At 69.1% G+C, this 26,293-nt stretch carries 31 protein-coding genes; 18 read left to right on the plus strand and 13 right to left on the minus strand.

Annotated elements, in window-relative coordinates; genetic code table 11:
• Positions 1 to 15 precede the first annotated feature (15 nt).
• The gene (locus Vau01_RS23675; RefSeq protein ID WP_203996431.1) at positions 16 to 516 is read left to right on the plus strand and encodes a DUF1877 family protein; all 501 of its coding nucleotides are present in this window, start codon (positions 16 to 18) and stop codon (positions 514 to 516) included.
• A 48-nt stretch (positions 517 to 564) separates the two neighbouring features.
• On the opposite strand, the gene Vau01_RS23680 is transcribed toward Vau01_RS23675, so the two are convergent.
• Positions 565 to 1,413, minus strand: coding sequence for an NAD(P)H-binding protein (locus tag Vau01_RS23680; RefSeq protein WP_203996432.1), 849 nt, complete (start codon positions 1,411 to 1,413; stop codon positions 565 to 567).
• Positions 1,414 to 1,495: 82 nt separating this feature from the next.
• Between Vau01_RS23680 and Vau01_RS23685 the strand changes: the two genes are divergently transcribed.
• Genes Vau01_RS23685 through Vau01_RS23700 form a run of 4 tightly spaced genes read left to right on the plus strand, consistent with a single transcriptional unit; the run spans position 1,496 to position 4,536 of the window.
• Positions 1,496 to 2,227 carry a TetR/AcrR family transcriptional regulator gene (locus Vau01_RS23685; RefSeq protein ID WP_203996433.1) on the plus strand — a complete coding sequence of 244 codons (732 nt, stop codon included), beginning with the start codon at positions 1,496 to 1,498 and terminating at the stop codon, positions 2,225 to 2,227.
• 10 nt (positions 2,228 to 2,237) lie between these two features.
• Positions 2,238 to 3,194 (plus strand): ADP-ribosylglycohydrolase family protein, encoded by a 957-nt coding sequence (locus Vau01_RS23690; RefSeq protein WP_203996434.1) that lies wholly within the window; start codon positions 2,238 to 2,240, stop codon positions 3,192 to 3,194.
• A complete protein-coding gene (locus Vau01_RS23695) occupies positions 3,191 to 3,646 on the plus strand; it encodes a hypothetical protein (RefSeq protein WP_203996436.1) in 456 nt (151 codons plus the stop codon). Before Vau01_RS23690 ends, Vau01_RS23695 begins: the two co-directional genes overlap by 4 nt.
• Before the next feature lie 26 nt (positions 3,647 to 3,672).
• Complete coding sequence (locus tag Vau01_RS23700; RefSeq protein ID WP_203996438.1) at positions 3,673 to 4,536, plus strand: GNAT family N-acetyltransferase; 864 nt, start codon at positions 3,673 to 3,675, stop codon at positions 4,534 to 4,536.
• Here Vau01_RS23700 and Vau01_RS23705 read toward each other — a convergent pair.
• The 6 genes from Vau01_RS23705 to Vau01_RS23730 form a co-directional block, all read right to left on the minus strand.
• Entirely contained in the window at positions 4,498 to 6,090 is a 1,593-nt protein-coding gene (locus tag Vau01_RS23705) for a glycoside hydrolase family 13 protein (protein WP_203996439.1), read from the minus strand. The genes Vau01_RS23700 and Vau01_RS23705 overlap by 39 nt on opposite strands.
• A gap of 56 nt (positions 6,091 to 6,146) precedes the next feature.
• The gene (locus Vau01_RS23710) at positions 6,147 to 6,965 is read right to left on the minus strand and encodes a carbohydrate ABC transporter permease (protein ID WP_203996441.1); all 819 of its coding nucleotides are present in this window, start codon (positions 6,963 to 6,965) and stop codon (positions 6,147 to 6,149) included.
• A 239-nt stretch (positions 6,966 to 7,204) separates the two neighbouring features.
• On the minus strand, positions 7,205 to 8,140 hold the full coding sequence (locus Vau01_RS23715; RefSeq protein ID WP_203996443.1) for a carbohydrate ABC transporter permease: 936 nt from the start codon (positions 8,138 to 8,140) through the stop codon (positions 7,205 to 7,207).
• Between the two features lie 86 nt (positions 8,141 to 8,226).
• Positions 8,227 to 9,618 (minus strand): ABC transporter substrate-binding protein, encoded by a 1,392-nt coding sequence (locus tag Vau01_RS23720; protein WP_203996445.1) that lies wholly within the window; start codon positions 9,616 to 9,618, stop codon positions 8,227 to 8,229.
• Between the two features lie 344 nt (positions 9,619 to 9,962).
• Positions 9,963 to 10,976, minus strand: coding sequence for a LacI family DNA-binding transcriptional regulator (locus tag Vau01_RS23725; RefSeq protein WP_203996447.1), 1,014 nt, complete (start codon positions 10,974 to 10,976; stop codon positions 9,963 to 9,965).
• A gap of 83 nt (positions 10,977 to 11,059) precedes the next feature.
• A complete protein-coding gene (locus Vau01_RS23730) occupies positions 11,060 to 11,677 on the minus strand; it encodes a TetR/AcrR family transcriptional regulator (RefSeq protein ID WP_203996449.1) in 618 nt (205 codons plus the stop codon).
• 60 nt (positions 11,678 to 11,737) lie between these two features.
• On the opposite strand from Vau01_RS23730, the gene Vau01_RS23735 reads away from it, so the two are divergent.
• Entirely contained in the window at positions 11,738 to 12,304 is a 567-nt protein-coding gene (locus Vau01_RS23735) for a hypothetical protein (RefSeq protein WP_203996451.1), read from the plus strand.
• Here the strand turns inward: Vau01_RS23735 and Vau01_RS23740 are convergent.
• Positions 12,265 to 12,801, minus strand: coding sequence for a GrpB family protein (locus tag Vau01_RS23740; RefSeq protein WP_239151802.1), 537 nt, complete (start codon positions 12,799 to 12,801; stop codon positions 12,265 to 12,267). The two genes, Vau01_RS23735 and Vau01_RS23740, sit on opposite strands and share 40 nt — an antisense overlap.
• A gap of 73 nt (positions 12,802 to 12,874) precedes the next feature.
• Positions 12,875 to 13,801, minus strand: coding sequence for a quinone oxidoreductase family protein (locus Vau01_RS23745; RefSeq protein WP_203996453.1), 927 nt, complete (start codon positions 13,799 to 13,801; stop codon positions 12,875 to 12,877).
• 82 nt (positions 13,802 to 13,883) lie between these two features.
• On the opposite strand from Vau01_RS23745, the gene Vau01_RS23750 reads away from it, so the two are divergent.
• The 5 genes from Vau01_RS23750 to Vau01_RS23770 all read left to right on the plus strand — a co-directional run bounded on the left by Vau01_RS23750 (position 13,884) and on the right by Vau01_RS23770 (position 17,615).
• Positions 13,884 to 14,339 (plus strand): MarR family winged helix-turn-helix transcriptional regulator, encoded by a 456-nt coding sequence (locus Vau01_RS23750; protein ID WP_203996454.1) that lies wholly within the window; start codon positions 13,884 to 13,886, stop codon positions 14,337 to 14,339.
• Between the two features lie 225 nt (positions 14,340 to 14,564).
• The gene (locus Vau01_RS23755) at positions 14,565 to 15,251 is read left to right on the plus strand and encodes a Type 1 glutamine amidotransferase-like domain-containing protein (RefSeq protein WP_203996584.1); all 687 of its coding nucleotides are present in this window, start codon (positions 14,565 to 14,567) and stop codon (positions 15,249 to 15,251) included.
• Positions 15,252 to 15,422: 171 nt separating this feature from the next.
• A complete protein-coding gene (locus Vau01_RS23760) occupies positions 15,423 to 15,968 on the plus strand; it encodes a hypothetical protein (protein WP_203996456.1) in 546 nt (181 codons plus the stop codon).
• 94 nt (positions 15,969 to 16,062) lie between these two features.
• Positions 16,063 to 16,662 (plus strand): hypothetical protein, encoded by a 600-nt coding sequence (locus tag Vau01_RS23765; RefSeq protein ID WP_203996457.1) that lies wholly within the window; start codon positions 16,063 to 16,065, stop codon positions 16,660 to 16,662.
• A 332-nt stretch (positions 16,663 to 16,994) separates the two neighbouring features.
• On the plus strand, positions 16,995 to 17,615 hold the full coding sequence (locus Vau01_RS23770; protein ID WP_203996458.1) for a hypothetical protein: 621 nt from the start codon (positions 16,995 to 16,997) through the stop codon (positions 17,613 to 17,615).
• 36 nt (positions 17,616 to 17,651) lie between these two features.
• Here Vau01_RS23770 and Vau01_RS23775 read toward each other — a convergent pair whose 3' ends face one another.
• Positions 17,652 to 17,882, minus strand: coding sequence for a DUF6289 family protein (locus Vau01_RS23775; RefSeq protein WP_203996459.1), 231 nt, complete (start codon positions 17,880 to 17,882; stop codon positions 17,652 to 17,654).
• A gap of 155 nt (positions 17,883 to 18,037) precedes the next feature.
• On the opposite strand from Vau01_RS23775, the gene Vau01_RS23780 reads away from it, so the two are divergent.
• Positions 18,038 to 18,253 carry a hypothetical protein gene (locus tag Vau01_RS23780; RefSeq protein ID WP_203996460.1) on the plus strand — a complete coding sequence of 72 codons (216 nt, stop codon included), beginning with the start codon at positions 18,038 to 18,040 and terminating at the stop codon, positions 18,251 to 18,253.
• A gap of 17 nt (positions 18,254 to 18,270) precedes the next feature.
• On the opposite strand, the gene Vau01_RS23785 is transcribed toward Vau01_RS23780, so the two are convergent.
• Positions 18,271 to 18,849, minus strand: a complete 579-nt coding sequence (locus Vau01_RS23785) for a hypothetical protein (protein WP_203996461.1) — start codon at positions 18,847 to 18,849, stop codon at positions 18,271 to 18,273.
• A 131-nt stretch (positions 18,850 to 18,980) separates the two neighbouring features.
• Between Vau01_RS23785 and Vau01_RS23790 the strand changes: the two genes are divergently transcribed.
• Positions 18,981 to 19,766, plus strand: a complete 786-nt coding sequence (locus tag Vau01_RS23790; protein ID WP_203996462.1) for a hypothetical protein — start codon at positions 18,981 to 18,983, stop codon at positions 19,764 to 19,766.
• Positions 19,767 to 19,790: 24 nt separating this feature from the next.
• On the opposite strand, the gene Vau01_RS23795 is transcribed toward Vau01_RS23790, so the two are convergent.
• On the minus strand, positions 19,791 to 20,744 hold the full coding sequence (locus tag Vau01_RS23795; RefSeq protein ID WP_203996464.1) for a hypothetical protein: 954 nt from the start codon (positions 20,742 to 20,744) through the stop codon (positions 19,791 to 19,793).
• Between the two features lie 59 nt (positions 20,745 to 20,803).
• Here Vau01_RS23795 and Vau01_RS23800 point away from each other — a divergent pair, with 59 nt between their 5' ends.
• The 5 genes from Vau01_RS23800 to Vau01_RS23820 all read left to right on the plus strand — a co-directional run bounded on the left by Vau01_RS23800 (position 20,804) and on the right by Vau01_RS23820 (position 24,184).
• Positions 20,804 to 21,577, plus strand: a complete 774-nt coding sequence (locus Vau01_RS23800) for an endonuclease/exonuclease/phosphatase family protein (RefSeq protein WP_203996471.1) — start codon at positions 20,804 to 20,806, stop codon at positions 21,575 to 21,577.
• On the plus strand, positions 21,574 to 22,440 hold the full coding sequence (locus tag Vau01_RS23805; RefSeq protein ID WP_203996473.1) for a metallophosphoesterase family protein: 867 nt from the start codon (positions 21,574 to 21,576) through the stop codon (positions 22,438 to 22,440). Before Vau01_RS23800 ends, Vau01_RS23805 begins: the two co-directional genes overlap by 4 nt.
• A 25-nt stretch (positions 22,441 to 22,465) precedes the next feature.
• Entirely contained in the window at positions 22,466 to 23,014 is a 549-nt protein-coding gene (locus tag Vau01_RS23810) for an RNA polymerase sigma factor (RefSeq protein ID WP_239151803.1), read from the plus strand.
• The gene (locus Vau01_RS23815) at positions 23,014 to 23,751 is read left to right on the plus strand and encodes a PX domain-containing protein (protein WP_239151804.1); all 738 of its coding nucleotides are present in this window, start codon (positions 23,014 to 23,016) and stop codon (positions 23,749 to 23,751) included. The genes Vau01_RS23810 and Vau01_RS23815 overlap by 1 nt, the downstream gene beginning before the upstream one ends.
• A gap of 91 nt (positions 23,752 to 23,842) precedes the next feature.
• On the plus strand, positions 23,843 to 24,184 hold the full coding sequence (locus Vau01_RS23820; RefSeq protein ID WP_203996474.1) for a hypothetical protein: 342 nt from the start codon (positions 23,843 to 23,845) through the stop codon (positions 24,182 to 24,184).
• A gap of 39 nt (positions 24,185 to 24,223) precedes the next feature.
• Here the strand turns inward: Vau01_RS23820 and Vau01_RS23825 are convergent, their stop codons facing one another.
• The gene (locus Vau01_RS23825) at positions 24,224 to 26,152 is read right to left on the minus strand and encodes an alpha-amylase family glycosyl hydrolase (RefSeq protein WP_203996475.1); all 1,929 of its coding nucleotides are present in this window, start codon (positions 26,150 to 26,152) and stop codon (positions 24,224 to 24,226) included.
• Positions 26,153 to 26,293 lie beyond the last annotated feature (141 nt).

Raw genomic sequence — 26,293 nt, forward strand, 5'->3', positions numbered from 1 at the left:
GCAGAATTTCAGGTCATGAGCATGATCATGGAGTACGTGAGGTTGCGACCACACGAGTTCGCTGAGCTTCGCCGGCTGCTCGTCGAGGACCCGGACAACGCGTACGAGTACGCCGGTGATCTGCGTATGGGTGACGAGGACGAGGCCGTGTCCTCCCGCGGTATCGACACCGACAAGGCGTGGGCGGGTCTGCAGTGGTTGCTGGCCAAGCTGGACCCGCCGGCGGACGTCATCGGCGGTGGCGAACCCATAACCGACGACGAGTGGGGCTACGACTCGCCCCGGCTGCTTGCCGCCGCCGAGGTGGCCGAGGCGGCGCGATTCCTTGCGGCTACCCCGTTCGCCTCGCTCGCAGCGCACTATGCCGGGGCGGAGCTGACCGCAGCCGATGTCTATCCGGGGATCTGGAGTCAGGACTGGGCGCTGCCGTACCTGGAGGAGAACTACCGGCAACTCGTGACCCTGTTCTGCGCCGCGGCGGCCGACCACGAGCCGATCGTGGTGTGGATGGCGTGACCGGACCAGTGCGAAGGCATGCGCCCATGACGGACATCCGTGGTGCCCTCACTCAGCCGCCGCCAGCTTGGCGCGGACGGATTCGGCCGGGCGTCCGATCAGCTTTTCGAGGGTGGGATCGGTGACCGCGAACTCGCCCCGGCGTGACGCCCGGAAGACGCCGAGGCCGAACTCGGCGTAGCCCCTCGGCACGCCGCGCGAGACCAACGTCTCCACCCACTCCTCGTCGCCGGCGACCACGCGGGTGATCTCGCGGCCGGTGATCTCGCTGAGGATGGCGGCGATCGCCGCGAAGTCGAGCATGTCGGGAGCGGTCAGCGGCGGGGTGATGCCCGGCTCGCCGTCGGTGAGCAGGGCGGCGGCCGCTGCGGCGAGGTCGTCGTGGCCGGTCCACGAGACGGGGCCGTCCTCGGGCGCGACGAGTCTGCCGGTTGTCAGGGCCTCGTCGAGGTAGCGGTCGAGGGTGGTCGAGTAGAAGCCGTTGCGCAGGGCGAGGTACGGGACGCCGGTGCCGGCCAGGTGCTCCTCGGTGCGGGCGTGGGTGATCATCGCCGGGAACAGCGAACTCGCTGACGATCCCTGGTGGCTGGTGTAGAGAATGCGGCCCGCTCCGGCCGCGCGGGCCGCGTCGACGGCGGCGATGTTGGCCGTCGCCCCGTCTGCGCCGACGATCGCGGCGGAGACCACCAGCACCTGGTCGGCGCCCTCGAACGCGTCCGCCAGCGTGGTGGGGTCGGTGAAGTCGCCACGCCGCACCCGGACGCCGCGCGCTTCGAGGTGTGCGGCCTTCGCCACGTCGGTGACGCTCACTCCGACGGTCGAGGCGGGCACCCGCGACAGCAACTGGTCGACGATCCGGGAGCCGAGCTTGCCGGTGGCGCCGGTGACAACGATCATGAGAACTCCTTGTTTCCGTTGCTAACGGATGCACATTAGCGCTGATTCTCCGCCGATAACAACAGGCTGTTATCATCGCTACATGGCCTCGCCGGAAGGCGCCGACACCCGCTCGCGGATCATCGCCGCAGCCGCGCAGATCCTGCGGGAGCAGGGCGCCCGCGCGGTGACCACGCGCGCCGTCGCGCAGGCCGGGCGGGTGCAGGCGCCCACCATCTACCGGCTGTTCGGCGACAAGGACGGCCTGATCGACGCCGTCGCGGAACACGTCATGTCCATGTACGTGGCCGCGAAGTCGACCACCGGGCCCGATCCCGACCCGGTGGCCGACCTGCGCGCGGGCTGGCGGGCGCAGGTGGAATTCGGCCTGGCCAACCCCTGGCTGTACGCGCTGATGAACAGCCCGGACCGGGCCGGGCAGTCACCGGCCACCGCCGCCGGCATCGAGGTGCTGCGCGCGAAGGTGCACCGGCTGGCCACGGCCGGGCTGCTACGCGTCGACGAATCGCGGGCCGTCGCGATGATCCACGCGGCCGGCTCCGGCACGGTGCGCACGCTGCTCGGCATGCCACCGGAGCAACGCGACCCCGACTTCTCCGAGCAGATGTTCGACGCCATCGCCGCAAGCATCCTGACCGGCGCACCCGTGGCCCGGGCGAACGACGCGGGCGCCGTCGCGGTCACCTTCGCGACCGCGCTGCCCGGATTGCCGGGGCTCACCGACGCGGAGCGGGCGCTGATGGCCGAATGGATCAACAGAACACTGGCCAGCCTCCACGACGGTACTGGTGGTGGTAAGGCTTGTCGGGCATGATCGTGGCAGGATGCGGTCGGTTTTGTACGAGCCTGCGCGGCTCGATCTCTGCTATGACAGCCTGCACGGCCTGTCGGTCGGTGATGCGCTCGGCGCCCAGTTCTTCATGGTCGGCCGGTCGCTGACGGAGTTGGCCGCCGGTCATCCACCCGCCGGTCCGTGGGAATGGACCGACGACACCGAGATGGCCTGCACCATCGTCGCCGAGTTACGCGAGCACGGCGACATCGATCAGGATCGGTTGGCCGAGCAGTTCGCCGATCGGTGCGAGCCGTACCGCGGCTACGGTGCGGGCGCGGTGGTGATCCTGCACGAGATCCGCGCCGGTCTGCCCTGGCGGCAGGCCGCCGGGTCGGCCTTCGGCGGGCAGGGATCGTGCGGCAACGGTGCCGCCATGCGCGTGGCCCCGCTCGGGGCCTATCACGCCGATCAGCCACGCGAGGCGGCCCGGCAGGCGTTGGCGTCGGCCGAGGTCACCCATGCCCACCTGGAGGGCGTCCTTGGCGCCGTCGCGGTCGCGGTGTGCGCCGCCCATGCCGCGGCGGCCCGCCTGGCCGGCACCCGCCCACCAGCGGTCGAGATGCTCGATCGGCTTGGCCCGTACCTCATCGACGGCCAGGTTCAGCGTGGCATCCGCCGGGCCCGTCGACTGCTGCGCGCCGGTATCGGCGTGGCCGAAGCGGCCTACGAACTGGGCAACGGGTCGCGCGTCACCGCACAGGACACCGTGCCGCTGGCGCTGTGGATCGCCACGACGCACCTGCACGACTACCCGGCCGCCGTCACCGCCTGCGTCGAGGCCGGCGGCGACGTCGACACCACCGCCGCCATCGCCGGCGGCATCGTCGCCGCATACACCGGAATCGGTGACCGCCCGGGCGTCGCCGGCATCCCGACCGCCTGGCTCCAGGCCAGAGAAGAATTGCCCACCTGGGCCAGCCGCGACCTGACCGATGGCAGGCGTTGATCCAGGGTCTGGCTCAGCTGCGGCGGCTCTGGTTCAATACCGCGGTGACCGCACGTCCCGCCGCCCCGCCGCCGCTGGTGACGGTGCTGGCCATCCTGCTCTACATCGGTGGTGGGCTGGTCATCGCATATGCGGTGATCGACATGGGCTCCGTCGGAGCCGTGACCGGCGTGCTGCCGGCCTGGGGTCAGGCACTGTACGGAGCGCTGTACGTCGCTCTGGCGCGAGCGTTGCAGATCGGCTCGCGGCGGGCCTGGCTGATCTCGGTGGTCCTGTGCTGGGCCGGATTGGCTCTGGCGGGCGTGTACCTGGTCGCTCAGGGTCTGCAGGCGGCCATCGCGCAGGGCATCTGGGCGGCGGTGTATCTGACACTGTTGACGCGTTCGAGTGTTCGTGAATGGTGTGCGGCGAGGCCGACAGCGCCCGGCGAAACGCCAACGGGCGACGCGTAACAATCGCCGCGGCGGTGATGATCCCCGTGAGTGACGTTCATCGGGACCTCGCGCCGGCCGCCCTGGTGCGCGACATCGAGAACAACGGTGCCGACCTGCTGATGGAGATGGGCCGGGCGGGTGGTGGCGAACAGCGCGAGGAGTCCGGTCTGCGGTGGACGATCGGCGGCTCACCGATCGACTATCACAACTGCGTGGTTGAAGCCGTTCTCGCGCCGACCGACGTCGACGAGGTCATCGCGGCGTCGATTCAGCGGATGCGGGAACGCGGCGTTCCCGGCACGTGGCACGTTGGCCCGTCGATGCGACCGACGGACCTTGCCGAGCGGCTGCTCCGCGCCGGGCTCACCCTCGGCGGGAGCGAGCCAGGCATGGCCGCCGACCTGCACGCCCTGAACGACGACCTGCCCGTGCCGGGTGGTCTTCGCATCGAGCGGGTACGCGACGAAGCCGGTCTTGCCGCCTGGGCGCAGACCCTCGCACAGGGTTTCGGCGAAGGCGAGCGTGAGGCGACGTGGGTGGCGGCGACCTACCGGGTCCTGGGCTACCACGCCGATGACGGACCCTGGTGGCACTACCTGGCACGCCTGAACGGCGAACCGGTCGGCACCTCGACGGTGTTCCTCGGAGCCGGCGTCGCGGGTGTGTACTTCGTGTCGACCGCCCCCCACATGCGCGGACGTGGCATCGGTGCCGCCACCACCCTGGCCGGACTCGTCGACGCCCGGCAGGCCGGCTACCGGATTGGAATCCTGACCTCGTCGACGATGGGACACGCGGGCTACGCCCGGCTCGGCTTCCGGGACTACTGCACGATCGACCTGTATGAACCGGCGCTGTCCGGAGGGGTGCTACGCCAGGCGGATCCAGGCGGAACCGTCGGACGGTAGCGTGCCGTCCGCGTCGAGCGGCACGCTCGCGAGCAGGACCTCGCGGTGCGCGGGCAGGGTCACCGAGTCGCCGGACAGGTTGGTGACGTTGGCGAAATGCTCGTCGCGGGCGAACGCGAGCACGCCGGGAGCCGAGTCCAGCCACCGCATCGGGCCGTCACCGAGGGACGGCTCGGCCCGCCGGATCCGCAGCGCCGCACGGTACAACTGGAGGAACGACGTCTCGTCGTTCTGCTGCACGGCGACCGTCCGGGCGGCCCAGTGTGCCGGCTGCGGCAGCCATGGCTCGCCCGGTGCGTCGTCGGGGCTGAAGCCGAACGGCGCCACCGAGCCTGACCAGGGCAGCGGCACCCGGCAGCCGTCACGGCCGGGGTCGGTCCCCCCGGAGCGGTGGAACATGGGGTCTTCGCGCAGCTCGTCGGGGAGGTCCTCGACCTCTTCGAGGCCCAGCTCCTCGCCCTGGTAGAGGTAGACGCCGCCGGGCAGCGCGAGGGTCAGCAGCGTCGCGGCGCGGGCCCGACGGGCGCCCAGGGTCAGGTCCGACGGCACGTCGCGGCGCTTGTCGGCGAAGGCGAAGTTGGTCGCGGCCCGCCCGAACCTCGTCACCTGCCGGGTCACGTCGTGGTTGCTGAGCACCCATGTCGCCGGCGCGGCGACCGGTGCGTGGACCTCGAGCGTCATGTCGATGCACTCCCGCAGCGCGGCCGCGTCCCACGGCGAGCCCAGGAAGGCGAAGTTGAAGGCGGTGTGCAGTTCGTCGGGGCGCAGGTACCGCGCGAACGCCTCATGGTCGGGCAGCCACACCTCGCCGATGAGGGCCCGCGGCTCCGGGTAGGTGTCGGCGATGCGCCGCCACGCCTGGTAGACCTCGTGGATGCCGTCGTTGTCCTCGTAGCGGTCGTCGACGAGCGGGTCCTTGATCAGCACGGCCGCGGAGTCGATCCGGATGCCGTCAACGCCCCGGTCCAGCCAGAACCGCAGGATGTCCTCGAACTCCTCGCGGACCGCGGGGTGGTCCCAGTTGAAGTCCGGTTGTTCGGGGGCGAACAGGTGCAGGTACCACTCGCCGTCGGGGACCCGGGTCCACGCCGGCCCACCGAAGATCGACTGGAGGTCGGTCGGTGGCAGCTCGCCGTTCTCGCCGCGCCCCTTGCGGAACCAGAAGCGCTCGCGCTCCGGCGCACCCGGTCCGGCCGTGAGCGCCCGTTGGAACCAGGCGTGCCGGTCGGAGCAGTGGTTGGGGACGATGTCGCAGATCACCCGGATGCCGGCGTCATGCGCCTCCTCGATGAGCTTCTCCGCCTCCGCGAGCGTGCCGAACACCGGGTCGATCGCCCGGAAGTCGGCGACGTCGTAGCCACCGTCGGCCATCGGTGACGGGTACCACGGCACGATCCAGACCGCGTCGACACCCAGGTCGGCCAGGTACGGCAGACGCGAGCGCAGGCCCGCCAGATCCCCGACACCGTCGCCGTTGCCGTCGGCGAAGCTGCGCAAGTAGACCTGGTAGATAGCGGCGCTGCGCCACCAAGCCTGGTGGGGTTGGTCGGCCACGTGGAACCTGCTTTCTCACACTCGGATTGCCTACACACCAACTACTGCGGGAGCACTCAGCCCTTGACGGCTCCTCCCAGCCCGGCGCCGGAAAGGAACAGGCGCTGGAAGGCGATGAAGAACACGATCGGGATGAGCGTGGAGATCGCGAGGGCCGCGAGGAACACTCCGAGATCTGTCTGCGACGCGATCGCGGGCAGGCGCACCGACAGGGGCTGCTTGGCCGTGTCCTTGAGTACCAGCATCGGCCACAGGAAGTCCTTCCAACTCGCGATCGTCGCGAACACCGACACGACGCCGAGGATCGGCTTGGACATCGGCAGGACGATCGACCAGAACAGCCGGAACGAACTGGCGCCGTCGACCTTGGCCGCCTCGAACACCTCACGGGGGAGACCGTCGAAGAACCGCGTCATCAGCACGACGTTGAACGCGCTCGCGCCCGACGGCAGCCAGACGGCCCAGAAGCTGTTGATCATCGACGTGCCGACAACCGGCGGGTTGAGGATCGTGAGGTACAGCGGCACGAGGAGCACGACGCTGGGCACGAACAAGGTCGCGACCACCAGGCTGTAGACGACCTTGCCCCAGGCGGGCCGCAGGACGGACAGCACGAAGCCGCCCGTGGTCGCGACGAGCATCTGCACGAACCACGAGCCGGCGGCGAGCCAGATCGTGTTGAGGAAGTATTTGCTGATCTGGACGTCGTTCCACGCTTCGGAGATGTTCTCCCAGCGCACGCCGTTCGGGAAGATCGCCAGGGGAGTGCGGATGATGTCCTGCGTGGGAGTGATCGCGTACTTCGCGAGCAGCAGCATCGGCCCGATGCCGACGACCAGGAGCATCACCAGCAGGAGTGCATGCAACGCCTTCATGACGATCCTGACGCGGGGATTGCGCCAGTCGTTCTCGGATACGTAGCTGCGGCTGCTGTCGAACGGGGATTTCCCGCGCTTGCGAACCGGTCGCACAACCCTGGCCGCACCGCCCGGAGCCCCGAATCCGGGCGACTGCCCCGCCGCACCCGCGGCGACAGGCCCGGCGTCCGGCCGTTGCCCGGTGGGATTGGTGACGGTCATCGTGGTCCTCTTCCCCTCGGAGGCGTGTCGGCCGGTCACGACGACTTGCTCCAGCCGGACGTGAGCTTGAAGTACGCCAGCGACAGGACCGCCAGGAACGCGGCGAGCATGACGGACAGCGCCGTCGCCGCGCCGTAGTTCCCGCCCAGGGATCTACCGAACGCGTAGTCGTAGATCATGAGAAGGATCGTCAGCGTGGCGTTCGCCGGGCCGCCACCGGTGAACAGGTAGGGCTCCAGGAAAACCTGGACGGTACCGATGATCTGCAGGATGAACGTGATGAGCAGGACGCCGCGCAGCTGCGGCATGCTCACGTGCCACACCCTGCGCCACACGCCCGCGCCGTCGACCTCGGCGGCGTCGTAGAGCTCGTCCGGAACGCTGAGGAGCGCGGCCAGGTAGATGATCACAGTCCCGCCGGCCGCCGCCCACGTTGCCTCCATGACAAGGGACGGCATGGCCAGGGACGGACTCGACAGCCAGCCGTACGGGCCGAGCCCGACATAGCCCAGGATCGTGTTGAACACGCCGTCCGCGGAGCCGTCGTAGAAGAACTTCCACAACAGGACCGCGACGACCGGCGGCACCACCACCGGGAGGTAGGCGAGCACGGAGTACAGGCCCTTGCGCCGCCTGACCGAACTCATGAGCACCGCTGTCACGAGCGGGATCGGGTAGCCGATCACGAGGGCGAGCAACGCGAAGTAGAGCGTGTTGCCGATCGCCGTCGGCAGGTCGGGATCGGTGAGCACGTACTCGAAGTTCTTCCAGCCGACCCACTGCGGTGCCCCGACGAGGTTGGTCTTCTGGAAGCTCATGACGGCCGACCGCACGATCGGCCACCACGAGAAGACTCCGAAGATGACCAGGAGCGGCAGCGCGAACACGACCGAGCTCAGCCCGCCGCGCTGGACCCAGGTTCTCGGGTCACGCCGGCGGGGCCGCCTGCGCAGGGCGCCCGGAGCAGCCACGACACATCACTCCTCGTCCTGATTCGGGGTATGGCGTTCCGGTGTGGGCCGCCGGTCTCCCGGTGGCCCACACCGTGCGGTGAGCGTCAGCCGGCCGCGTCGATGGCGCGCTGCGCCTTCACGTTGGCGTCCTTGAGCAACTGGTCGATGTTGGCGTTCTTGTCCGTCAGGACGGCCTGCACCACCGTGTCGAGCGCCTTGTAGACGTCCTGGGTGGCGTATGCCGGCTCGTTGACGAGCTTGGTGTCGAAGACCTTGCTGGTGAACGTGGACATCTGGTCCAGCGGCACGTTGATGAGCGGCTTGATCCACTCCTGGTACTGCTGGTACTGCTGCTGGGAGAAGATCGGCAGCTCGGGGGTGCCCACCGGCTGCTTGCTCGCGATCTGGATTTCCGCGGCCTTCTTCGCGGCGGCCTCGTTGGTGTACTTGCGTAGGTAGTGGTAGTCGATCCACTTGACCGCCGCGGCCTTCTCGTTGCTGCTGGCCTTGCTCGACAGGGCCGCCAGGGTGCCACCGCCGAGGACGCCGGAGTCACCACCGGTGAGCGGGACCATCGTCAGGCCGTACGACTTCGGGTTGATGTTGTTCGACTGCACCAGGCTCGTGTAGATATCCTGACCCGAGGTGTACATGCCGATCTTGCCGGCGGCGAACGCCTGGTTGATGCCCGACCAGTCGTAGTCGAAGTTCGCACCCATGGCGTTGTCGGTCCAGCGCAGGTCCTTCAGGTACTGCAGCGCGGCCTTGGTCTGGGCGTTGTCGAGCGTCGCCTTCTTGCCGTCGAGCATCCGGCCACCGCGGGCGTAGGTGTCGACGGTCAGCTGCCAGCCGCCGGTGCCGTCCTTGGACATCTGGGCGAACCCGGCCTGGCCGGTCTTGTCGGCGATGGCCTTGGCGGCCGTGCGGACCTCTTCCCAGGTGGTCGGCGGCTTGTTCGGGTCGAGCCCCGCCTGGGTGAACAGGTCGCGGTTGTAGTGCAGGCCGACGGCGTAGACGTTCTTCGCGGGAATGGCGTAGGTGTGACCGTCCTGGCCCTGGCCGTACTGCAGCACGTTCTTGTTGAAGTTCGAGGCGTACGAGAGCTGGTTCAGGTAGCCCTGCATGTCAGCGATCTGCCCGTTGGCGATCAGGGTCTTCGCGTCGGTGAAGGGGATCTCGAACACCGTCGGCAGCGTGCCACCCGCGAGGTCGGCCGCGAACGTGGTGGCCTTCCATTCGTAGTCGTGCGTCTTGACCGTGATGTTCGGGTTTTCGTTCTGGAAGTCCGTCACCTCCTGCGCGAGTGCCTGCTGCGCCTCGGGCTTGGCGCCGGGGAGCAGACCCACCACGTTGAGCGTGACCTTGGTCTTCGGGTCGAGTGTCGTCGAGCTTGAGTCGCCGCTGTCGTTGTCGCTCGAGGAGCACGCGACGAGCGTGCTGCTGAGCGCCAGCGCACCCGCGATGGCGAATGCCGCCGCGGTACGTGAGTACTTCATCGTCGCTCCTGGGTGGGTGGGTAGACATCCGGCCCGCGTGGGTCGGACGGGAGGAAGTCGGCGGTGTGTGCAAGTCTTGCGTCGGATGCTGGGGTATTTGCGTGCTTCCGGCGCGTTACTGATCAGTTTCCATCGCATAGCGTCACGGTTTCGGCTGACGTAGGCAAGAGATTAGGCTCAGCGCTCAAAAAAGGCCATGGTCCGTTGCAAGATTTTAATGATCCGTCGGCGAAACATTGCAGTGGTCTCGCTCCCACGGGTCATCGGGTACATGTGCGGCGGACCGCACGCAAAAGGCGCTCCAACTTCCGGAGAAGTTGGAGCGCCCGGGGTTACGTCCGAGGTCAGGCCGCTTTCGTGGCCGCGGTCCGCAGGGCGCCGGTGGAGCCGCGGACGACCAGCTCCGGCTCGAACAGCATCTCCTCGGTCGGCACGTGCGTGCCCGCCACCTGGCTCACCAGCAGCGTGACGGCCGCCTGCCCCATCGCCTGGATGGGCTGGCGGACGGTGGTCAGCGGCGGATCGGTGCAGTTCATGAAGACCGAGTCGTCGAAGCCGACCACCGAGATGTCGTCGGGGACCTCGCGATCGAGCCAGCGGGCCGCCCGGATGGCACCGAGCGCGAGCACGTCGCTGGCGCAGATGATCCCGGTGACCCCCTGCCGGATCAGCCGGATGGCGCCCGCCCGGCCGCCCTCCATCGAGAAGATCCCCCGCTCGACGTCGTCGGTCCTGACCGTGGCGGAGAACGCTTCGAAGGCCGTGAGCTTGCGGTTGGACGGAGCGTGATCGGACGGGCCCAGCAGCAGGCCGATGCGCTCGTGCCCGAGCGAGGTGAGGTGGTTGAAAGCCTGGTCGACCGCGTGACCGTCGTCGACCGAGACCCGCGGGAAGCCCAGGTCGTCGATCGCGGCGTTGACCAGCACCGCGGGCAGGCCCCGCTCGTGCAACCGGTGGTAGTGCTCGTGGTCGGCGGCGCCCTGGTGGTAGAGGCCGCCGCAGAAGATGATGCCGGAGACGTGCTGGTCGAGCAGGATCTCGACGTAGTCGGCCTCGGACACGCCGTCGGCGGTGCGCGTGCACAGCACCGGCGTGAAGCCCCGCTTGGCCAGCGCACCGGCGACCACCTCGGCGAACGCCGGGAAGATCGGGTTCTGCAACTCGGGTAGCACCAGGCCCACCAGCCGGACGCGCTCGCCGCGGAGCTTGGCCGGGCGCTCGTAGCCCAGGACATCCAGCGCGGTGAGGACCGCTGTGCGCGTCGTGTCGGAGATGCCGGGTTTGCCATTGAGTACCCGACTCACCGTCGCCTCGCTCACGCCGGCGTACTTCGCCACCTCAGCGAGTCGTCGAGTCATGCCCGCAAGAGTAGTGCATCTGTTCGCAATTTCTTGCACGATGTCGTCTCATCCGCACCATGACACAGAGTATCGGTGCGACTTCAGGTGGTCGGTGGCGCCGCTGGTGTGCCGAGGGCGAGGATCGCTCGGGTGGACGCGGCGACGACGTCGTCGAGGAGGGCTGGTACGTCGCCGCCGAGGTACGGGCGGACCAGCCCGTACGGGCCGAGTCGGGTCGCCCAGGCCACCAGCGTCGAGCGCCTTTTCGTCGCGGTGCCGAAGCAGCGGCGGGTCAGCGTGCGGCTCAGGTCGTCGATGCCGGAGTTGACGCCGGCGATGTCGGGGCGCACCGAGTCGTGGCAGTCCCGGAGCAGCCGGTCCTGCCGGTACAGCGTCAGCGCGACGGCCTCGTCGGGGTGGCGGCGGCAGTAACGCGGCACGTGCACCGCCATCCGCACCAGCATGTCCAGCGGCGGCTCACCGTCGGCGTCCCCCTGTGCCGCGATGTCGAAGAGTCCGGCCTGGAACCGGCCGACGCTGCGCAGCCACAGCCGGGCCAGGACGACGTCGCGGGACGGGAACCGGTGATAGATCGAGCCGACCGGACCGCCGAGGGCGCGCGCCACGTCGGCGATCGTCGCCGCGTGCCGGTCGCGGGCCACGCAGGCCAGTGCCGCGTCGAGGATCTCGTCGGTGGTGAAGGCGGCGGGACGGGGCATCCGGTTATTCTAGATCACAGGTTCTAGAACTCGTATTCTAAAATTGCTAGCCTCACCGGCATGGTCTCCACACTCGCCGACGCGCTGCCGGCCGCCGAGTTCACCGAGTTCCACGACATCGTCATCGACGCCCCCGCCGCCGACGTCTGGGCGGCCCTGTCCGCGACGACCTGGGCCGACCTGTGGCTCACCCGCCCGCTGGTCATCCTGCGCGGCCTGCGCCCGGCCAAGCCGGACACGACCCGGGGCCTGCTGGAGGGCGGTCCGGTCGTGCCGCTGTACCGCGAACCCGGCCGCTACATCGCCGGCGGCCGGATCGCCCGGCCGTGGAAGCCGCGTCCGGAACTCGGCCCGGCGGTGGCGACACTCGACGACCTGGCCGCACCGGTCACCGGTTCCTGGCTGAAGTACGGCATGGACTTCCGGCTGCACGACCTGCCCGGCGGACGTACCCGGCTGTCCACGTTCACGCTGTGCCAGCCCACCGACGAGGCTGCCCGCCGCGCCTTCGGCCGCTACTGGCGGCTCATCCGTCCGTTCAGCGGACTGATCCGGCGCGACATCCTCCACGCCGTCGCCCGCCGCGTTCAGATGTCGCTGGGACCGGGCTCCCACCCGGTCCGCTGAGCCCAGGTGTCGGCCCGCTGGATGATCTCCCAGCAGAACGGTGCCTTCGCGTCGGTGTACGCCTGCCCGTCGTGGGGGTACCGCTGCGCCAAGGTCCGTTTGAGTGCCACGTAGTCGCCGGCCGCCCGTAGATCGACCCGCAGAAAGTCGCGGAACAGGAGAGCGAACTGTTCCGAGAAGCTGCCCGCGCGGCGGACATGGATGTGAGTGCGCGGCTGACCGGGCGCCTCCCGGAAGTAGCGCTTCGTGCGCTCGGGATTCTCGGCCCGGTAGACCAGGCCCAAGCCGACGAGAGGATCGCGGAACGGGGCAACCGGCTCGAGACGTTCGACCGACACCTGGACGTCGATGATGGGCTTGGCGGCGAGCCCTGGCACCGATGTGGAGCCGATGTGGTCCACCCGCAGCGCCACGTCGCCGAGCGCCGTTCGCAGTGCGGCGCCGATCTCGACGAACCGGGCCGGCCAGACCGGGTCGTAGTCCGCAATGCGGATCACCCGCACACCGGCTTGATCGCCCGGGACGCCCACCCGGCCATCGTAGGGCCGCGCCCCAGGCGCAAGCACGCGGTCAGGGGACGAAGACGATGCGCTCGTCGGCGTCGGCGCTCCACATCTGCTCGACGTGGGTGAGGGGTACGGCCCGGGCCTGTACGTCGATCGCGCTGTTGTGAACCGCGGAGGCGAGTGCGGGCAGTTCGGCGAGGAAGTCGCCGGCGGGGACGGAGCCGATGCCGCTGCCAACGAGCTGAAGCCGGGCGGAGCGCAACGCGGCGGAGGGGATCGGGGCGGTGTGCCCGGCGACGGAGCCGATCTGGATCCAGGTCAGCGGTGCGGTGCGGTCGGTGCGGGCGGTGAGCATCGGGATCATGGCATTGGCGGCGGGTTCGCCCCACACGTAGTCGATGACGACGTCGACGTCGGCGGCGCGGGCGACCTGGTCGAAGGTGATCGTCTCGTCGGCGCCGAGTGTGGTCAGCGCCGCCAGTCGGGTGGTGTCGCGGCCGGCGGCGATGACCTGGGCGGCGCCGAACAGCTTGGCGATCTGGACCGCCATCCGTCCGGCGTTTCCGGTGGCACCGAGGACGAGGACCCGCTGCCCGGCGGTGAAGGCGATGCGGCGGCGCAGCGCGACCCAGGACGACATGGCCGGGTTCATCGCGGCGGCGATCTGTACCGGGTCGACGTCGTCGGGCAGGGTCACGCTGCGGCGCGGGTCGATCAGGGTGCGGTCGGCGAACGTGCCGAGGTTGGTGTCGTCGAGCACCACGTAGCGGAGGGTTCCGTTCTCGTCGCGCACCACGCCGTCGACGCCGGGGACGCGGGGGTACACGCCGTCGCTGGAGTAGTGGGTGCCGTTGGCCCTGGACCGGGTCAGGTGGTGCAGTCCGGCCGCGAGGACCTCGGCGACCGTTGCGTCGCCGTGCCGTTGGGCAGGTTCGGGGTGCTCGCGGTAGACCGGCGGGGTGTCGGGCGCGGCGATGACGGCAGCGTGCATGGTGACCTCCGGGAAATGGTTTGTATTACCAATCACCGCAATAATGATTGGTAATACAAACCATGTCAACTACAGTGGCCCCATGACTTCCGACGCCCTCGCCGACGGACTCGTCGACGGCCTGGTCCGCAGCGCCTTCCAGGTGATGGGCGTGCTCACCAGCATCGGTGCCGAGCACGACCTGTCGCTCACCCAGCTACGGGTACTCGGCATCCTCCGCGACCGCCGGGCCCGCATGACCGACCTGGCCGCGTTCCTCGGCCTGGACAAGTCGACGATGTCCGGCCTCGTCGACCGCGCCGAACGCCGCGGACTACTGGCCCGCGGCAGGAACCCCGAAGACGGCCGGGTCATCGACGTGTTCATGACCCCGGCCGGCCTCGAACTCGCCGAACAACTGCAGGACAAGGTCCGGCAAGCCCTGTCGCCCGCAACCGGACGGCTAACCCCGGACCAACGCGCCCAACTGGTCCAACTGCTCGAACCCGTCGTGACCCCACCATTGACGATGAATCCACGCCCGGCCGGCCAACGCTGACCCGCCGGGCTTCAGGATCTTTCGTTCCCGCACCGGCAGCGGCCGGGACGTGCCCCCGTTTCTGCGGCCCGCCTCCCTGCGTTGTCGTGCGGGTGGAGGAAGTTGACGGTTGGATGGCCGCCAGCGGATGATCCATCGACGTGTCGCTCGGGTTAGTGAGCCGGGACGCTGACCCTGATGGGCAACATGATTACCGTCATGCGGTGGCTTCAGGAGAGCGGATTCATGAAGTTCCTTCTCACGTCGTCGGGCATCCGTAATCCGAGCATCTCCGACGCGCTCGTCGACCTGCTGGGCAAGCCGATCGCCGAGTCCACGGCCCTGTTCATCCCCACCGGCATCTACCCCTTCCCCGGCGGGAGTGCGATGGCGTGGACGGCGATTCACGGCCAGGCTTCCAGCCCGTTGTGCCAGCTGGGTTGGAAGTCCCTGGGGATGTTGGAGCTCACCGCGCTGCCGACCATTCGGGAAGAGAACTGGGTCCCGGCGGTCCGGGAAGCCGATGCCCTCCTCGTTTGGGGTGGCGATGTGCTGTACCTGACCTACTGGCTGCGCCAGTCGGGCCTGGCTGACCTCCTGCCATCGCTGAATGACACGGTTTACGTGGGGGTCAGCGCCGGGAGCATCGCGGTCACCCCGTACAACTGCGACGCCGAATTCGACCTCGGATTCGTCCCCGACGGCAGCGACATGGCGGAGGACGCCGACCGGGCGCTGGGGCTGGTGGACTTCACGCTGTACCCCCACCTCAATCATCCGGACATGGAGGACACCGAGCTGTCCAACATCCAGAAATGGGCGTCCGGAATCCCGGTCCCGACCTATGCGATCGACGACAACACCGCCATCAAGGTGGTCGATGGCACTGTCGAGGTCATCTCCGAAGGCGACTGGAGACTGATCAGCCCCTGACCGAGACGTCCCTTCAGCCGAGGCAGCCCATCCCCATCGCGCGATCGCGTCGGGTTAGTCGAGCTCACTGAGCAAACGCATGCGCTCTTGTTCGAACGTCGGAAGTAGTGCCGCTACCCCTGCTCTGAACTCGTCACGGCTTTGCGGGCGCCGCGGCGGGTGTTGAGCCGGATGACCTTGGCGCGTGGATTTCTGCACCGATGCGGCGAATGCGTAGACGGCTGCGAGATCGGGAGCGTGCAATATCGTCAGCTCTTCGCCGTCGACCATCAAGTCGAGGATCTGTTGGCTAGTGCTCTCCAGCCGGGCAACAGCCGTCGCATCGTCGTCGCCGTTGGTCCGAGCAGCGGTTTCAAGCAACAGACGCATCTGCTCACGTACGTAGTTCTGATTTCCGGCCACATCGAGATGATGGCAGCCGCTGCAGTCATCTGCCGAGCCGATGCTCTCCAACGCAATGGCGCAGGGCCGCACCCACCCGCCGACTCCGTACGCCGGCCACCCGTCCTGGCCGAATCACCCAGCCACGGGCTTGGCCACCTGCAGTTCGAGGCGCTGATCACCACTGCCCGGTTGTCGGCACCTGGCCGCCACCGCCGGGATCCGCAAACGTTCGTGACCGCCATGCTCGACGCCGGTGTTGGCCTCCGCGACGTGCAGATCGCCGCCCGTCACGCCGACTACATCCTCGCCGCCTTCATGGCCTGCGGCACATGACCGACAGTCCGATCGACTCACGGCTTTGCCGAGAACCGCGCGTGACCAGCACCGGTTCGGATCATTGATCCTGTGACATGGTTCTGACGTCGCCGTGAAATTGCCGTCGAGGACAATAGATCCCCATGGACGGGGAGACTTCATGAAGGTTCGCGCGCCGAACGGCGCCGAGTGGCGGACGGGGCGGCGCTGGCTCGCGTGGCGGCCGAGGATGCCCGCCCCACTGTCGTTCCTGCTCGGGATCGTCGAGTCGATCGGCTGGTTCGACGTGCTCTTCCCGCTGGCTGTGATCGTGCTGATCCTCGCATTGCCACTTGCGGTGGTGCACCTGCTCAACTGGGCCGTCGCGCTGGTGGCGACACCGGTTGCGCTGGCACTGCGGGCTTGGGGCGGGCGGTCCTGGACCGTCGTCGCGTATCCGTATCGCTACGCCTACCGCCACGGCGAACATGTGGGCACGGCATCCGGGTTCGCAGCGGCCGGCGACCTCGCCAGTCAGGCACGGGCGGCGATTGAAAGCACCGGGCAGCCGCTGCCGCTGACGGGGCCACCACCACCGTCACGGAGACCCATCGAGGACCGCACGCGGGTCGAACGCTGGGTGCTGAGACACACCTCGCAACACCTGCCCCCCGATCCGTACGGGCCTGATCGCCAACGTGCGGGCCAGCCGGACCCGAATCGAACGGCCTGACGGAATCGAACCGGCGTCCCGCTCAGGGACGAGGTCGGCTCGGCGTGAAGCCTGGCCGAGGCACGCCGCCGGAGCGGTGCCGGATGAGGTCATCGTTCAATGTCGGCGTGTCGAGCGCGACCACTGCGCCGCACGAACCCGGACGTTCCGGGGTACCAGTGCCTGCCGGGGGAGCGCGTCGTGGACCGGAAACTGGGCGATCGACGCCGCGGGTCCTGCCATGAATCACGGGCTCTCACCCCAACGCCGCCACGCCCCGTGTAGCTCCCGCGGACGTTCCTCCTGCGGTCGTATGCTCGCGGCGTCATCGATACTCATCCCGGGAGGGCATGATGCGGTTCGCAAAAGTCGGCAGCTGGCAGATCACCATCAACGCGGACGTGACGATGCCCGTATTCGCGCTGTGGCTGCGCGACGTCGAAGCGATCGACGTGCCCCGCTCTCCGCTGGTGCCCGGGCCGCTCGACATGGGCGACCTGCCGCCGCCACTCGGCGCAGCCCAGGATCCCCGGCTCGGCGAGGAGTGGCTGGCCTGGTGGATTTCACTCGTGGACCGTCGTCCGCGGCCGCCGCTGATCCCGCCGGACGACGACGTGGAGCCGGCCCACGACACCCCCGACCCCCTTGGCCTGGCCCGGCTGCCGGCACTGCGTGGCCCGGTCACCCGGCGCTGGACCGAGTTCCTGCACTGGCGCACCGCCCACCAACGGACGCATGGCACATTCGCCGACCGCCGTCCGGTCGGGGACCTCGGCGAAACCAACACCGTCGGGGAAGTCGAGGCCACGCTGGGCCGGAAGGCCGCGCCGTTCAGCCTGACGTTCACGCTGCTACCCGTGCGCGACGACCGCATCCGGCAGGTCGAGACGGCGCACTATCTTGTGCCGGAGCGGGTCTACCTGGGAGACGGCTGGCCGACCTGGCTGCGCGCCGTCGTCGCGGAGGTGGCGTAGACGTTCGCGACCCACGCTCGACCACCGTGCAGCGGGTCAGCAGGGCACCGTGTGGAAGTCCAGGTGTGTGGATGTCTGGCCCCATTGGCCGGGTGCTTGGCCCGGGCATCCGCGCCATTTCTGGCCGATGAGGCTTTGCCGGTCCCCACTGCTGTAGTAGTTGATGACGAGCAGCTGTTCGCCGGGCGGGATGGCGGCGGCCGGGGACGCGCCCGCGGTGAGCATGGCGACCGCGAACGCAGCCGTGAGCAGGCATCGTTTGAGCATTGGAGTCCTCCGGTTGTGGACGGTGTGCGCGGAGTTCCATCCGGTATGGGAGCCAGGGTCCCCGTCGGTGTTGCAACGCGGTTGCAGGCCGGCGGGGCAGGCTGCCGGTCAATACCGGCCAGCCGTCGCTCGGAAGCGCATATGACAATCGGACCATGACCTCGCACGCGAATGTATGGCGGGCGATCCGCTGGCCGTTACTGCTGCTCGGCGTAGCGGTGCTCGGCATCGTCGTCGCGGCTGCGCTCGACCGGAGCGCTGCCCGTGAGTGGGCCCTGACGATCGGCGCACCCTCGTTGACCATCTTGCTGCCGGCCGGCCTGCTGTGGCTGGTGGTCAGCATCATCTATGCGCTGCTCCGCCGCCGGTGACAGGTGAGCGCCGGGGTTCACAACGACGGTAGACGGTCGTCGAGGGTCGGGCTGGCACCGGTGTCGAGGAAGTAGACATAGGCCTGGAGATCAGCGGCGAGGTCGCCATCCAGATATGTGAGGTAGTCCATGAGCCCACCCGCGGCCTCTCGTTCGGGCGTGTGGTCGGAGATGCTCCATAGCCGGTGTTTGGCGTTGATCCATTCGCGGAGACGTTCCCGTTCGCGCCACCACGAGCGGACCAGGTCTGGAGTCCAGTGGTTGTCGCCGTCACAGGCCCAGCCACCCCATGGATCTTCTTGCATGGCCAGGAGGACGTCTCGAAGATCGTGAGAGTTGCGTGGCTGTCGGTACAGGAACTCCTGTTCGTACTCGATGTCGTCGCCGTAGAGGACGTGTCGTGGCGCGTGGAGTCGCCCGACCCAGCAGTTGTCGGTCATGGCGCCGTAGAACGGGCCAGGGACGTTACGCCAGTTCCGTTCCTCCCATTTGCCCTGAAAGGTGTCCGCAAGCGACCATGGACCGTGCGAGGGCTCGGAAGCGGCCGTGATGTGGGGCATCGGGTTCCAGTACAGCGGCTCGCGTTCTCCGGTCACGTTGCTTCACCCCTACTCGGCAGTCAAAGAACCTCCCGAGTCTGAGTCCTCAAGCGCGGTTGAGGTCAACCGGCGGAATGCGATGAAGCGATCGGATCCTCCTGTTGTCGGTGTTCGCAACACTGGGCGTCGTGGGGCGATACGGGTACGGGAGCTTCATGGGTATCCAGGGCCGGGGTCACCGCGTTGGAGGCTGCGACCGGCACCGGGGGGTGCCGGCCGGAGTCGGTCACCTCCTCGCGGCGGTGTTTGCCGAGGCCGGCAGCGCCGCAGTGGAGGTTGCCGCGCACGTGCGGGGATCGGTGCACCTCGACCGGCAGTCACCCGGGTACCGTGCCGGCGACGAGTCGCCGCCGTGGGCTCCCGAGGCCCTCAAGGTTGCCGGTGTGCTGCCGTCGGACGGCTCCCGCGCAGGTCGTCTCGTGCTCGCCGCCGTGACGAGCCGACCGTTCCGGCGGCGCGGCAACCGCTACCGGCATCCGATCCCGGTGCTGGTCGAGGCCGACGCCCGCTGGCAGGCCGTCCGGCTCGGCCGGCCCTACACGGGGACCATCGAAGTGCTGCTGAGCATGCTGGAGTTGCACGAACATCTCGACCGGGCCGGCGCGACGCTCCCACCACCGGTTGCCCGCTACAACTCCGCCGGCCGGATCCTGCGTGACCACGGGATCACCTACCTCGCCGCCCTGACCGCCGCGGCCGAACCGCCGGCTGTACCGCACATCGCTGAGCCGGTTGGGGTATCGGCTCGGCCATCGCGGCACACCCGGCCCGCGTTCGACGCGGAAGCCGACGCGGCGTTACGCACGGCCAGCGCGGCAGGAGGCCCCTACGGAACGACGCAGCAACTGGCGAGCATCCTGCACGACTCCGGAGGATCGGCCGCCCGGCTGCTGACGGCACTTGCCGTCGGCTGAGTGGCCGGAGGCCCGCTGAGTAGCTCACCGGGCGAGGTCGGTCTGCTCCAGCTCGGTGATGATGCGGCCGGCCCGGCGGCGCAGCGTGGCGGCCTCGGCCGGCTCGATGTGCGCCAGCAGCTGCAGGGCCAGCGCCCGGATCCGCAGATGGCCGGCATCGCCGGCGTGGTCGAGGGCGGCTCGGGCGTGCCGCACCGCGCGGTCCCGGTCGCCGAGGCGCCAGTAGCAGTACGCCAGCCCGTGGTCGCGCCGGAACAACGCGAACGCGGCCGGGCTGCGGGCGTTGATCGAGCGGTACAGCCGCGCCGCCTCCCGCAGGCGGGGCGCCGGCCCGGCGTGGATGAGATGGTACGCGCGCTGGTCGGCCCAGCGGGCGTGGTAGCAGTCCCGCTCCTGGCCCGGCGGCAGCCGCTCGAGCCCCGCCGCGACGCCGTCGAGCACCGGCTCCACCTCGGCCGGCCGCCCCGCGTCCATGGCCAGCCGGGCGCGCAGCAGCGCCGCCTCCAACTGCGCGGCCACCACCTCCGTCTCCACCCGACGCAGCCGCTCGCGGGCCGCGTCGAGGTCCCGCCGGCGTAGTGCGACCGAGGCCAGGCCGAGGTGGATCCAGCCGGCCGCCGCAGACTCCGCGATCGGTGGCCGGTCCCACAACCACAGCTGGGCTTCGCGCAGCGACAGCGGCAGGTCGGCGAAGCGGCTGTGGTACTGCCCCATCCACCGGGCGGTGTCCTCCAGCGGGCGCGGTACACCGAAGTAGCGCAGCAGCCAGATGCCGTACTGCCCGCCGGGCGCGTTACCGCGCACGCGCAGCCGGCGCAGGCCGCGCTCGATGGTGCCGGGATCCTCGGGCAGCCCGACGTGCGGCCCGGCCCGCCGGACCAGCAGCTGGGTCAGTGCCGCCCAGCCGCCGTGCTCGTGGGTGAGCTGTTCGAGGTAGCGCTGCCACGTGCAGCCCAACGGCGAGACGTCGTCGGTCACGGCGATGTCCGCAATCGTGTCCTGGTTCGGTCCCGTTGCCGCTGCGTACGGTCTCGTCGATGAACACATTCACCGCTGTCACGTACAACGTGCTGGCCCAGTCCCACGTCCACCCTGACCGCTATCCCCTCTCGCGTCCCGAGGCCCTCGACCCGGCGCGCCGCCGGGTGCTGCTGCTGGACCGCGTCGCCGGGCTCGACGCCGACCTGCTGTGCCTGCAGGAGGTGGAGCCCGCGGTCCACGATGACCTACGGGCCCGGCTGGACGCCACCCACCACACCGCCTACACCCGGCCCGACTCGCGCCCGGACGGGCTGGCCGTCTTCGCCCGGCGCGCCACGTTCGCCTGGCACGGTCACGACGTGCTGCGCTACCAGGCCCGCCGGCGCGGCACCGACGGCGCCGCGCTGACCGTCCGGCTCGCGCTCGACGGGCAACCGCTGCGGGTGGCATGCACACACCTCGCGTGGCAGCCCGACCCGACGCCGCCGGCCGAGCACGTCGGCCTGCGCCAGATGCTCGAACTGCTCGCGCACCGCGACAGCGTCGCCATCGACGACACCTGGATCCTGGCCGGCGACTTCAACGCCACCTCCCAGAGCGCCGTGGTCGCGGCCGCGCTGCAGCGGGGCATGAGCGAGAGCTGCCGTAGCCAACGCCCCTGGGACACCAGCGCCATCAACGGCCGCCCCCGCAAGATCGACTACCTGCTGCATTCCACCGGCCGGCTCACCCCGCATCCGGGCACCCTGCCCAAGCTCACCCGCGACAGCGAGTTGCCGTCGCTCATCGAGCCCTCCGACCACCTGCCGCTGCGCGTGGACTTCGCATGAAGATCGCATTCATCGGAGACGTCCACGGCCACGTCCGGCACGCGCTCGGCGCGCTGGTGCTACTGCAGCAACGCCGCGGGATCCGGCTCGATGCCGCGATCCAGGTGGGCGACATGGGCGCCTACCCAGCGCTGGAGCGGATGGACGCGCCGAGCCGGCGCTTCGCCGCCGAAAACCCCGCCGAGCACGACTTCTTCCGGCTACTCGACCCGTCACCCGAGTTCGCCGCCGCGGTGCGCCGGGCGCGGCGACTCGTGCCGCCGGTGCTGTTCGCCAGCGGCAACCACGAGGACTTCGAATGGCTCGCCGGCCTCCACGAGACGCAGGCCGCCGCGGTGGTACCGGTGGATCCGTTCGACGCGTTCCGGCATGTCGAGTGCGGGCACGTCACCACCGTCGCCGGTCAGCGGATCGCCTTCCTCGGCCGGATCGAGGAGCCCGGATACATGGACCTCGACGCGGCCGCCCATGCCCTGCTGCTGACCATCACCCCCGGCACCGTGGACATCCTCGTCACCCACGACGGGCCGTTCGGCCTGTGCCAGGACTGGCGTGGCGCCACCCAGGGCTCGCCGAAACTGAGCGACCTCATCACACACCTCCAGCCGCGACTGCACGTCAGCGGCCACTACCACCACGAGAACGGCCCGCGACGGTACGGCCGCACCACCTCGTACGCGCTGGCCGAACTGGTCAACCCGAAGACCAACCGGCGCCGGCCCGAGCGCGCCAACCCGCAGCAGCGCGTCACGCCGGGCAGCATCGCCCTGCTGGACACCGACACGTACGCGATGGAGTACCTCCACGACGACTGGCTCGCCGAGGTGTGCGGCGACGACTACAAATCTTTTGCCGGGCTGTAACTCGGCCGGGTGATGTGGAAACAGAGTGGGTGTGGAGGACGACCGGGCAAGATTCGTGGAGTTGTTCCAGCGGCATTACGGCGCCGTGATGCGGTACGCGGCACGGCGGGTGGGACGGGATCGGGCGCCGGACGTTGTCAACGACGTATTTCTCGTGGCCTGGCGCCGGTTGGCTGACGTGCCCGTCAGCGAACCACTGCCGTGGCTGTACGCGACGACGCGTCACCTGATCGGCAACGAACTCCGGGGGAGAAGCCGGCAGGCGAGATTGGCTGCCCGCATGGGTGGGTTCACCGAGTGGGTGGAGGCCGACCACGCCGATGTGGTGGTCGATCGGTTGAGGGTGCGCCGGGCTCTGGCTGAACTGTCCGAAGGTGATCAGGAGACGCTGCGGTTGGCGGCCTGGGAGGGCCTGGACGCCGACGCGGCTGCCGCGGTGTTGGGGTGCAGCCGTGTCGCGTACAAGGTCCGGCTGTACCGCGCCCGGCGGCGGCTGGCGGCCGCCCTGGGCCTGGTCCGGAACACGCCAGCGGAGCCCGCGCTCGGGCCGCTGGCACACGAAGGAGGATCATGATGGAGAGCGCACGGTTGTTGTCCGAAGCGGATCCCGTCGCCGACTGGCGCGTGGACCCGGAGTCGGCCGAGGCCAAGGCGATGCTCGCCGGCATCCTGGCGACAGCACGTGATGGCCACGCCGAACAGCCCGGGCTGGTACCGCAACGGCCACGTGGCAGGGCGCGTCAGGTTCGGCGTCGCCGGATCGCGTTCGGTGGCGCTGCGGCCGTGGCGCTGAGCGTGGTGCTGAGCGTGGTGATGTCGACGTTGTGGAGGGACGGCCCGATCGGGACCGACGCCGCGTACGCCGTCACCGTCAAGCCGGACGGGTCCGTGGAACTTACGCTGCGGTGGGAACAGCTGGAAGACGTGAGTCAGCTCGCGACCAGGCTGCGCCAGGCCGGCGTGCCGACGGAGCTGCGATCAAGCATGCCGGCGCGGTTCTGCAAAGCACGCGCGGACCGGGACCGGACGGCCGACGCGCTGAACGATGCCCTGAACAGGCGGGACGCCAACGGGAACGTGGTCTCCTCAGACGGATACCTCATGCGACCGAACCTGTTTCCCGAAGGCAGCACCCTGGTTCTCGCGGTCTTCTTCGACCCGGCAACGCAAGTAAGATACAAGTGGCTCTATCTCGCGCCGGTGGGCTCGACCGACTGCGCGTTGAACTACCCACTCGGTTCAGCTCTCTACACCGGCCCCGATCCGCACCCGCCAGTCCTCATTTGGCCAGATCCGGCAGAGCCTGAGTGAGCGGGGAGCCCGTCTGCGCGTTCGGGCGGCGGGCGGGTGATTAATCCCTCGTCGTGCCCGGGGGACGTGGTGCACGCTGTACGGAATGGGAATGCTGGACGCGATTGCGGGTCGGGTGGCCACCGGTGCCACGGTCGAGTTCCGCCCGAGCGGCTCCTCGATGGTGCCCCTGATCCGCAGTCGCCAGTTGGTGACGGTCGCCCCGGTCGACCCGACGACCGTCGAGATCGGCGACATCGTCCTGGCCCGGGTCGCGGGAACGGTCTACCTGCACGTCGTCTCCGCCGTCGACACCAGCAGAGCCCGCGTGCAGATCAGCAACAACCGCGGACGCGTCAACGGCTGGACCAACCACGCCAGGATCTACGGCATCTGCACCGCGGTCGACGGCGCCCGCCGGCCCCGCATCGACGGCAAGCTCCGGCAGCCATGACCGGTCGATCCCGGTCGCAGCCGTGGCTGCTGTGCCCGGTCATCGTGCGCTGAGAACCTGGACCTCCATCGGCCCCAGACGTACGGGAAGTGCGGCGGCGGCCCCGATTCCGGTGAGCGAGCCTTGCGAGAAGAATCGTGCCTGCGCGATGTGGACGATCTGGGCCGTGCCGCCCGTCGCGGTGTTGCTGTAGGCCACGGTCATGGTGCGGGGCGGCCGGTTCAGGTCGGGATCCTGGAGTACGAAACCGTCGAAGGGTTGGCCTGTGTGGCAGTTCGCGACCACGGTCACCTCCCGGTCGCTGAGAATGCGGGAGAAGGCGATCAGGCCACCGGCGCCGAAGGAGTGGCCGAAGTCGGTGCCGTTGCCGGAGACTTCTCGGAAGTAGAGCCGTCCGTAGCGCAGTGCGGGCTCGGATCGGCGCAGCGCGGCCAGGGCCTGGATGTCCGCGAAACCTTGGGCGTGTCGGGAGAACGCGTTCGGGCTACCCCAGAGGGCTTCCCGGGTGGATTCGTTGCTGGCGAGGTCGGGTGACCCGGACGCGTCGAGCGTGCCGCTGAGCGCCTGCTCCGTTCCGTAGTAGATCTGCGGGATGCCCTGCAAGGTGAACAGGCATGCGAGGCCGATCGTGACCTGCTCCGGACGGGTCGACGGGTGGCGGAACCGCTCCTTCTGGTCATGGTTGTCCAGGAAGCTGACGAAGAACCTGCCCGCTTCGCCGTGGCTGGACAGCAGTCCGGCTTCCACCTCCTTGCGGTGCTGGAAGATGTCACGGATGGCCTCCACCGGTGCGAACCCCTTGGCGACAGCGGGCAGTGTGAAAAACAGCGGGAAGTCGAGTGCCGAGTCGATGCCGAAACTCTGCGTCTCGCTGCTGTTGCGGCCGACGAACTGGGCGATGGTCGACTCGCTGTCGTAGATCTCGCCGAACGTGAACACGTTGTGCTTGCCGATGGTGTGTCCGAACTCGCGGATCGCGTTGCCGTACCGCTCCAGGTACACGGGTGACACGTACTTCGCCGTGTCGATCCGCAGCCCGTCGAGGTCGTATCGGGCGAGCAGGTAGCTGTGCGCGCGGATCAGGATGCTCAACACGGGGCTCGCGCCGTACCGCGCGCGGAGATCGGCTTCGGACGCCGGTGTCGCATCGTATTCGACGACGAGTTGACGCAGGTCGTCGAAGTCGCCACGCACGAATCCCCCGGGCTCGGGCCGGTCGGTCAACTTGGTGCCCCGGCGCCGGAAGAAGACCCGTCTGCGCAGGTCGTCCGGGTAGACCGCATCGTCGGGGGACAACACCGTCGCCGGCGGGATCACCTCCTGCCAATCCGCCCGTGGCTGACCGAGGCCGTCGAGCCACCGGATGGGCGGCTCGGCGCCCGCCGGGGCGTCCATGACAGCGGGGTCGGCGAACGTCGACACCGCCTGCCCGTCGCGCACGTAGTCGAAGACGCGCCCGGCGTGGTTGATGACGACGTCGAGGATGACGTAGATGTCGCGGGCGTGCGCCTGCTCCACGAGTTCGGTCAACTCCTGCTCGGCGGTTGCGAGGGTGCCGTCCGAGGCGAAGCGTTCGTCGAGATTGAGGAAGTCCTGGGCCGCGTAGCCGTGGTAGTTGTACCGCCAGTCGGGCCCTGGGTTCTTGACCACGGGCGACAGCCACACACCGCGGACCCCGAGGTCCTGCAAATAGTCCAGCTGGCGGGTCACCCCGGCGAAGGTGCCGCCCTGCCGATGGTCGAAACGCCGGTTCCACACGCCACGCGGTGGGGCGGTCGGGTTGTTGAACCGGTCGATGAGAAGGAAGTAGATCCAGCAGTCGCGCCAGTCGGTGGGCGACGGGAACGGATACCGGAGAGTGCGCGACGATCCGTTCACGCTGACGGTCTTCTCCCGACCGGTCGAGGCCGCGCGCCGCGCGTCGTCGATCGCCCGGGTGACGCCGGGATCGAAAATACTGATCGCCATGACGAGCTCCGAATCAAGCCGCTGGCCGCAGGAGTTACCCGTTGTCGTCCCTTTCTACCAGTCCCGCCGGGGTGCCGGCACTCGTTTGCGAACCAACCGTCGGAACGATTGCCATGGCGCTTCTGTGCAGGAGACGCTGGT

This window comes from Virgisporangium aurantiacum (genome assembly GCF_016863635.1).
GTDB lineage: Bacteria > Actinomycetota > Actinomycetes > Mycobacteriales > Micromonosporaceae > Virgisporangium > Virgisporangium aurantiacum.

What these genes read in the sequence shown, in the direction of transcription:
- Vau01_RS23675 (WP_203996431.1), top strand. Translation starts at nt 16, where the DNA reads ATGAGCATGATCATGGAGTACGTGAGGTTGCGACCACACGAGTTCGCT.
- Vau01_RS23680 (WP_203996432.1), bottom strand. Translation starts at nt 1,413, where the DNA reads ATGATCGTTGTCACCGGCGCCACCGGCAAGCTCGGCTCCCGGATCGTC.
- Vau01_RS23685 (WP_203996433.1), top strand. Translation starts at nt 1,496, where the DNA reads ATGGCCTCGCCGGAAGGCGCCGACACCCGCTCGCGGATCATCGCCGCA.
- Vau01_RS23690 (WP_203996434.1), top strand. Translation starts at nt 2,238, where the DNA reads ATGCGGTCGGTTTTGTACGAGCCTGCGCGGCTCGATCTCTGCTATGAC.
- Vau01_RS23710 (WP_203996441.1), bottom strand. Translation starts at nt 6,965, where the DNA reads ATGAAGGCGTTGCATGCACTCCTGCTGGTGATGCTCCTGGTCGTCGGC.
- Vau01_RS23720 (WP_203996445.1), bottom strand. Translation starts at nt 9,618, where the DNA reads ATGAAGTACTCACGTACCGCGGCGGCATTCGCCATCGCGGGTGCGCTG.
- Vau01_RS23725 (WP_203996447.1), bottom strand. Translation starts at nt 10,976, where the DNA reads ATGACTCGACGACTCGCTGAGGTGGCGAAGTACGCCGGCGTGAGCGAG.
- Vau01_RS23730 (WP_203996449.1), bottom strand. Translation starts at nt 11,677, where the DNA reads ATGCCCCGTCCCGCCGCCTTCACCACCGACGAGATCCTCGACGCGGCA.
- Vau01_RS23735 (WP_203996451.1), top strand. Translation starts at nt 11,738, where the DNA reads ATGGTCTCCACACTCGCCGACGCGCTGCCGGCCGCCGAGTTCACCGAG.
- Vau01_RS23745 (WP_203996453.1), bottom strand. Translation starts at nt 13,801, where the DNA reads ATGCACGCTGCCGTCATCGCCGCGCCCGACACCCCGCCGGTCTACCGC.
- Vau01_RS23750 (WP_203996454.1), top strand. Translation starts at nt 13,884, where the DNA reads ATGACTTCCGACGCCCTCGCCGACGGACTCGTCGACGGCCTGGTCCGC.
- Vau01_RS23755 (WP_203996584.1), top strand. Translation starts at nt 14,565, where the DNA reads ATGAAGTTCCTTCTCACGTCGTCGGGCATCCGTAATCCGAGCATCTCC.
- Vau01_RS23760 (WP_203996456.1), top strand. Translation starts at nt 15,423, where the DNA reads ATGACCTTGGCGCGTGGATTTCTGCACCGATGCGGCGAATGCGTAGAC.
- Vau01_RS23770 (WP_203996458.1), top strand. Translation starts at nt 16,995, where the DNA reads ATGCGGTTCGCAAAAGTCGGCAGCTGGCAGATCACCATCAACGCGGAC.
- Vau01_RS23775 (WP_203996459.1), bottom strand. Translation starts at nt 17,882, where the DNA reads ATGCTCAAACGATGCCTGCTCACGGCTGCGTTCGCGGTCGCCATGCTC.
- Vau01_RS23780 (WP_203996460.1), top strand. Translation starts at nt 18,038, where the DNA reads ATGACCTCGCACGCGAATGTATGGCGGGCGATCCGCTGGCCGTTACTG.
- Vau01_RS23800 (WP_203996471.1), top strand. Translation starts at nt 20,804, where the DNA reads ATGAACACATTCACCGCTGTCACGTACAACGTGCTGGCCCAGTCCCAC.
- Vau01_RS23805 (WP_203996473.1), top strand. Translation starts at nt 21,574, where the DNA reads ATGAAGATCGCATTCATCGGAGACGTCCACGGCCACGTCCGGCACGCG.
- Vau01_RS23815 (WP_239151804.1), top strand. Translation starts at nt 23,014, where the DNA reads ATGGAGAGCGCACGGTTGTTGTCCGAAGCGGATCCCGTCGCCGACTGG.
- Vau01_RS23820 (WP_203996474.1), top strand. Translation starts at nt 23,843, where the DNA reads ATGCTGGACGCGATTGCGGGTCGGGTGGCCACCGGTGCCACGGTCGAG.
- Vau01_RS23825 (WP_203996475.1), bottom strand. Translation starts at nt 26,152, where the DNA reads ATGGCGATCAGTATTTTCGATCCCGGCGTCACCCGGGCGATCGACGAC.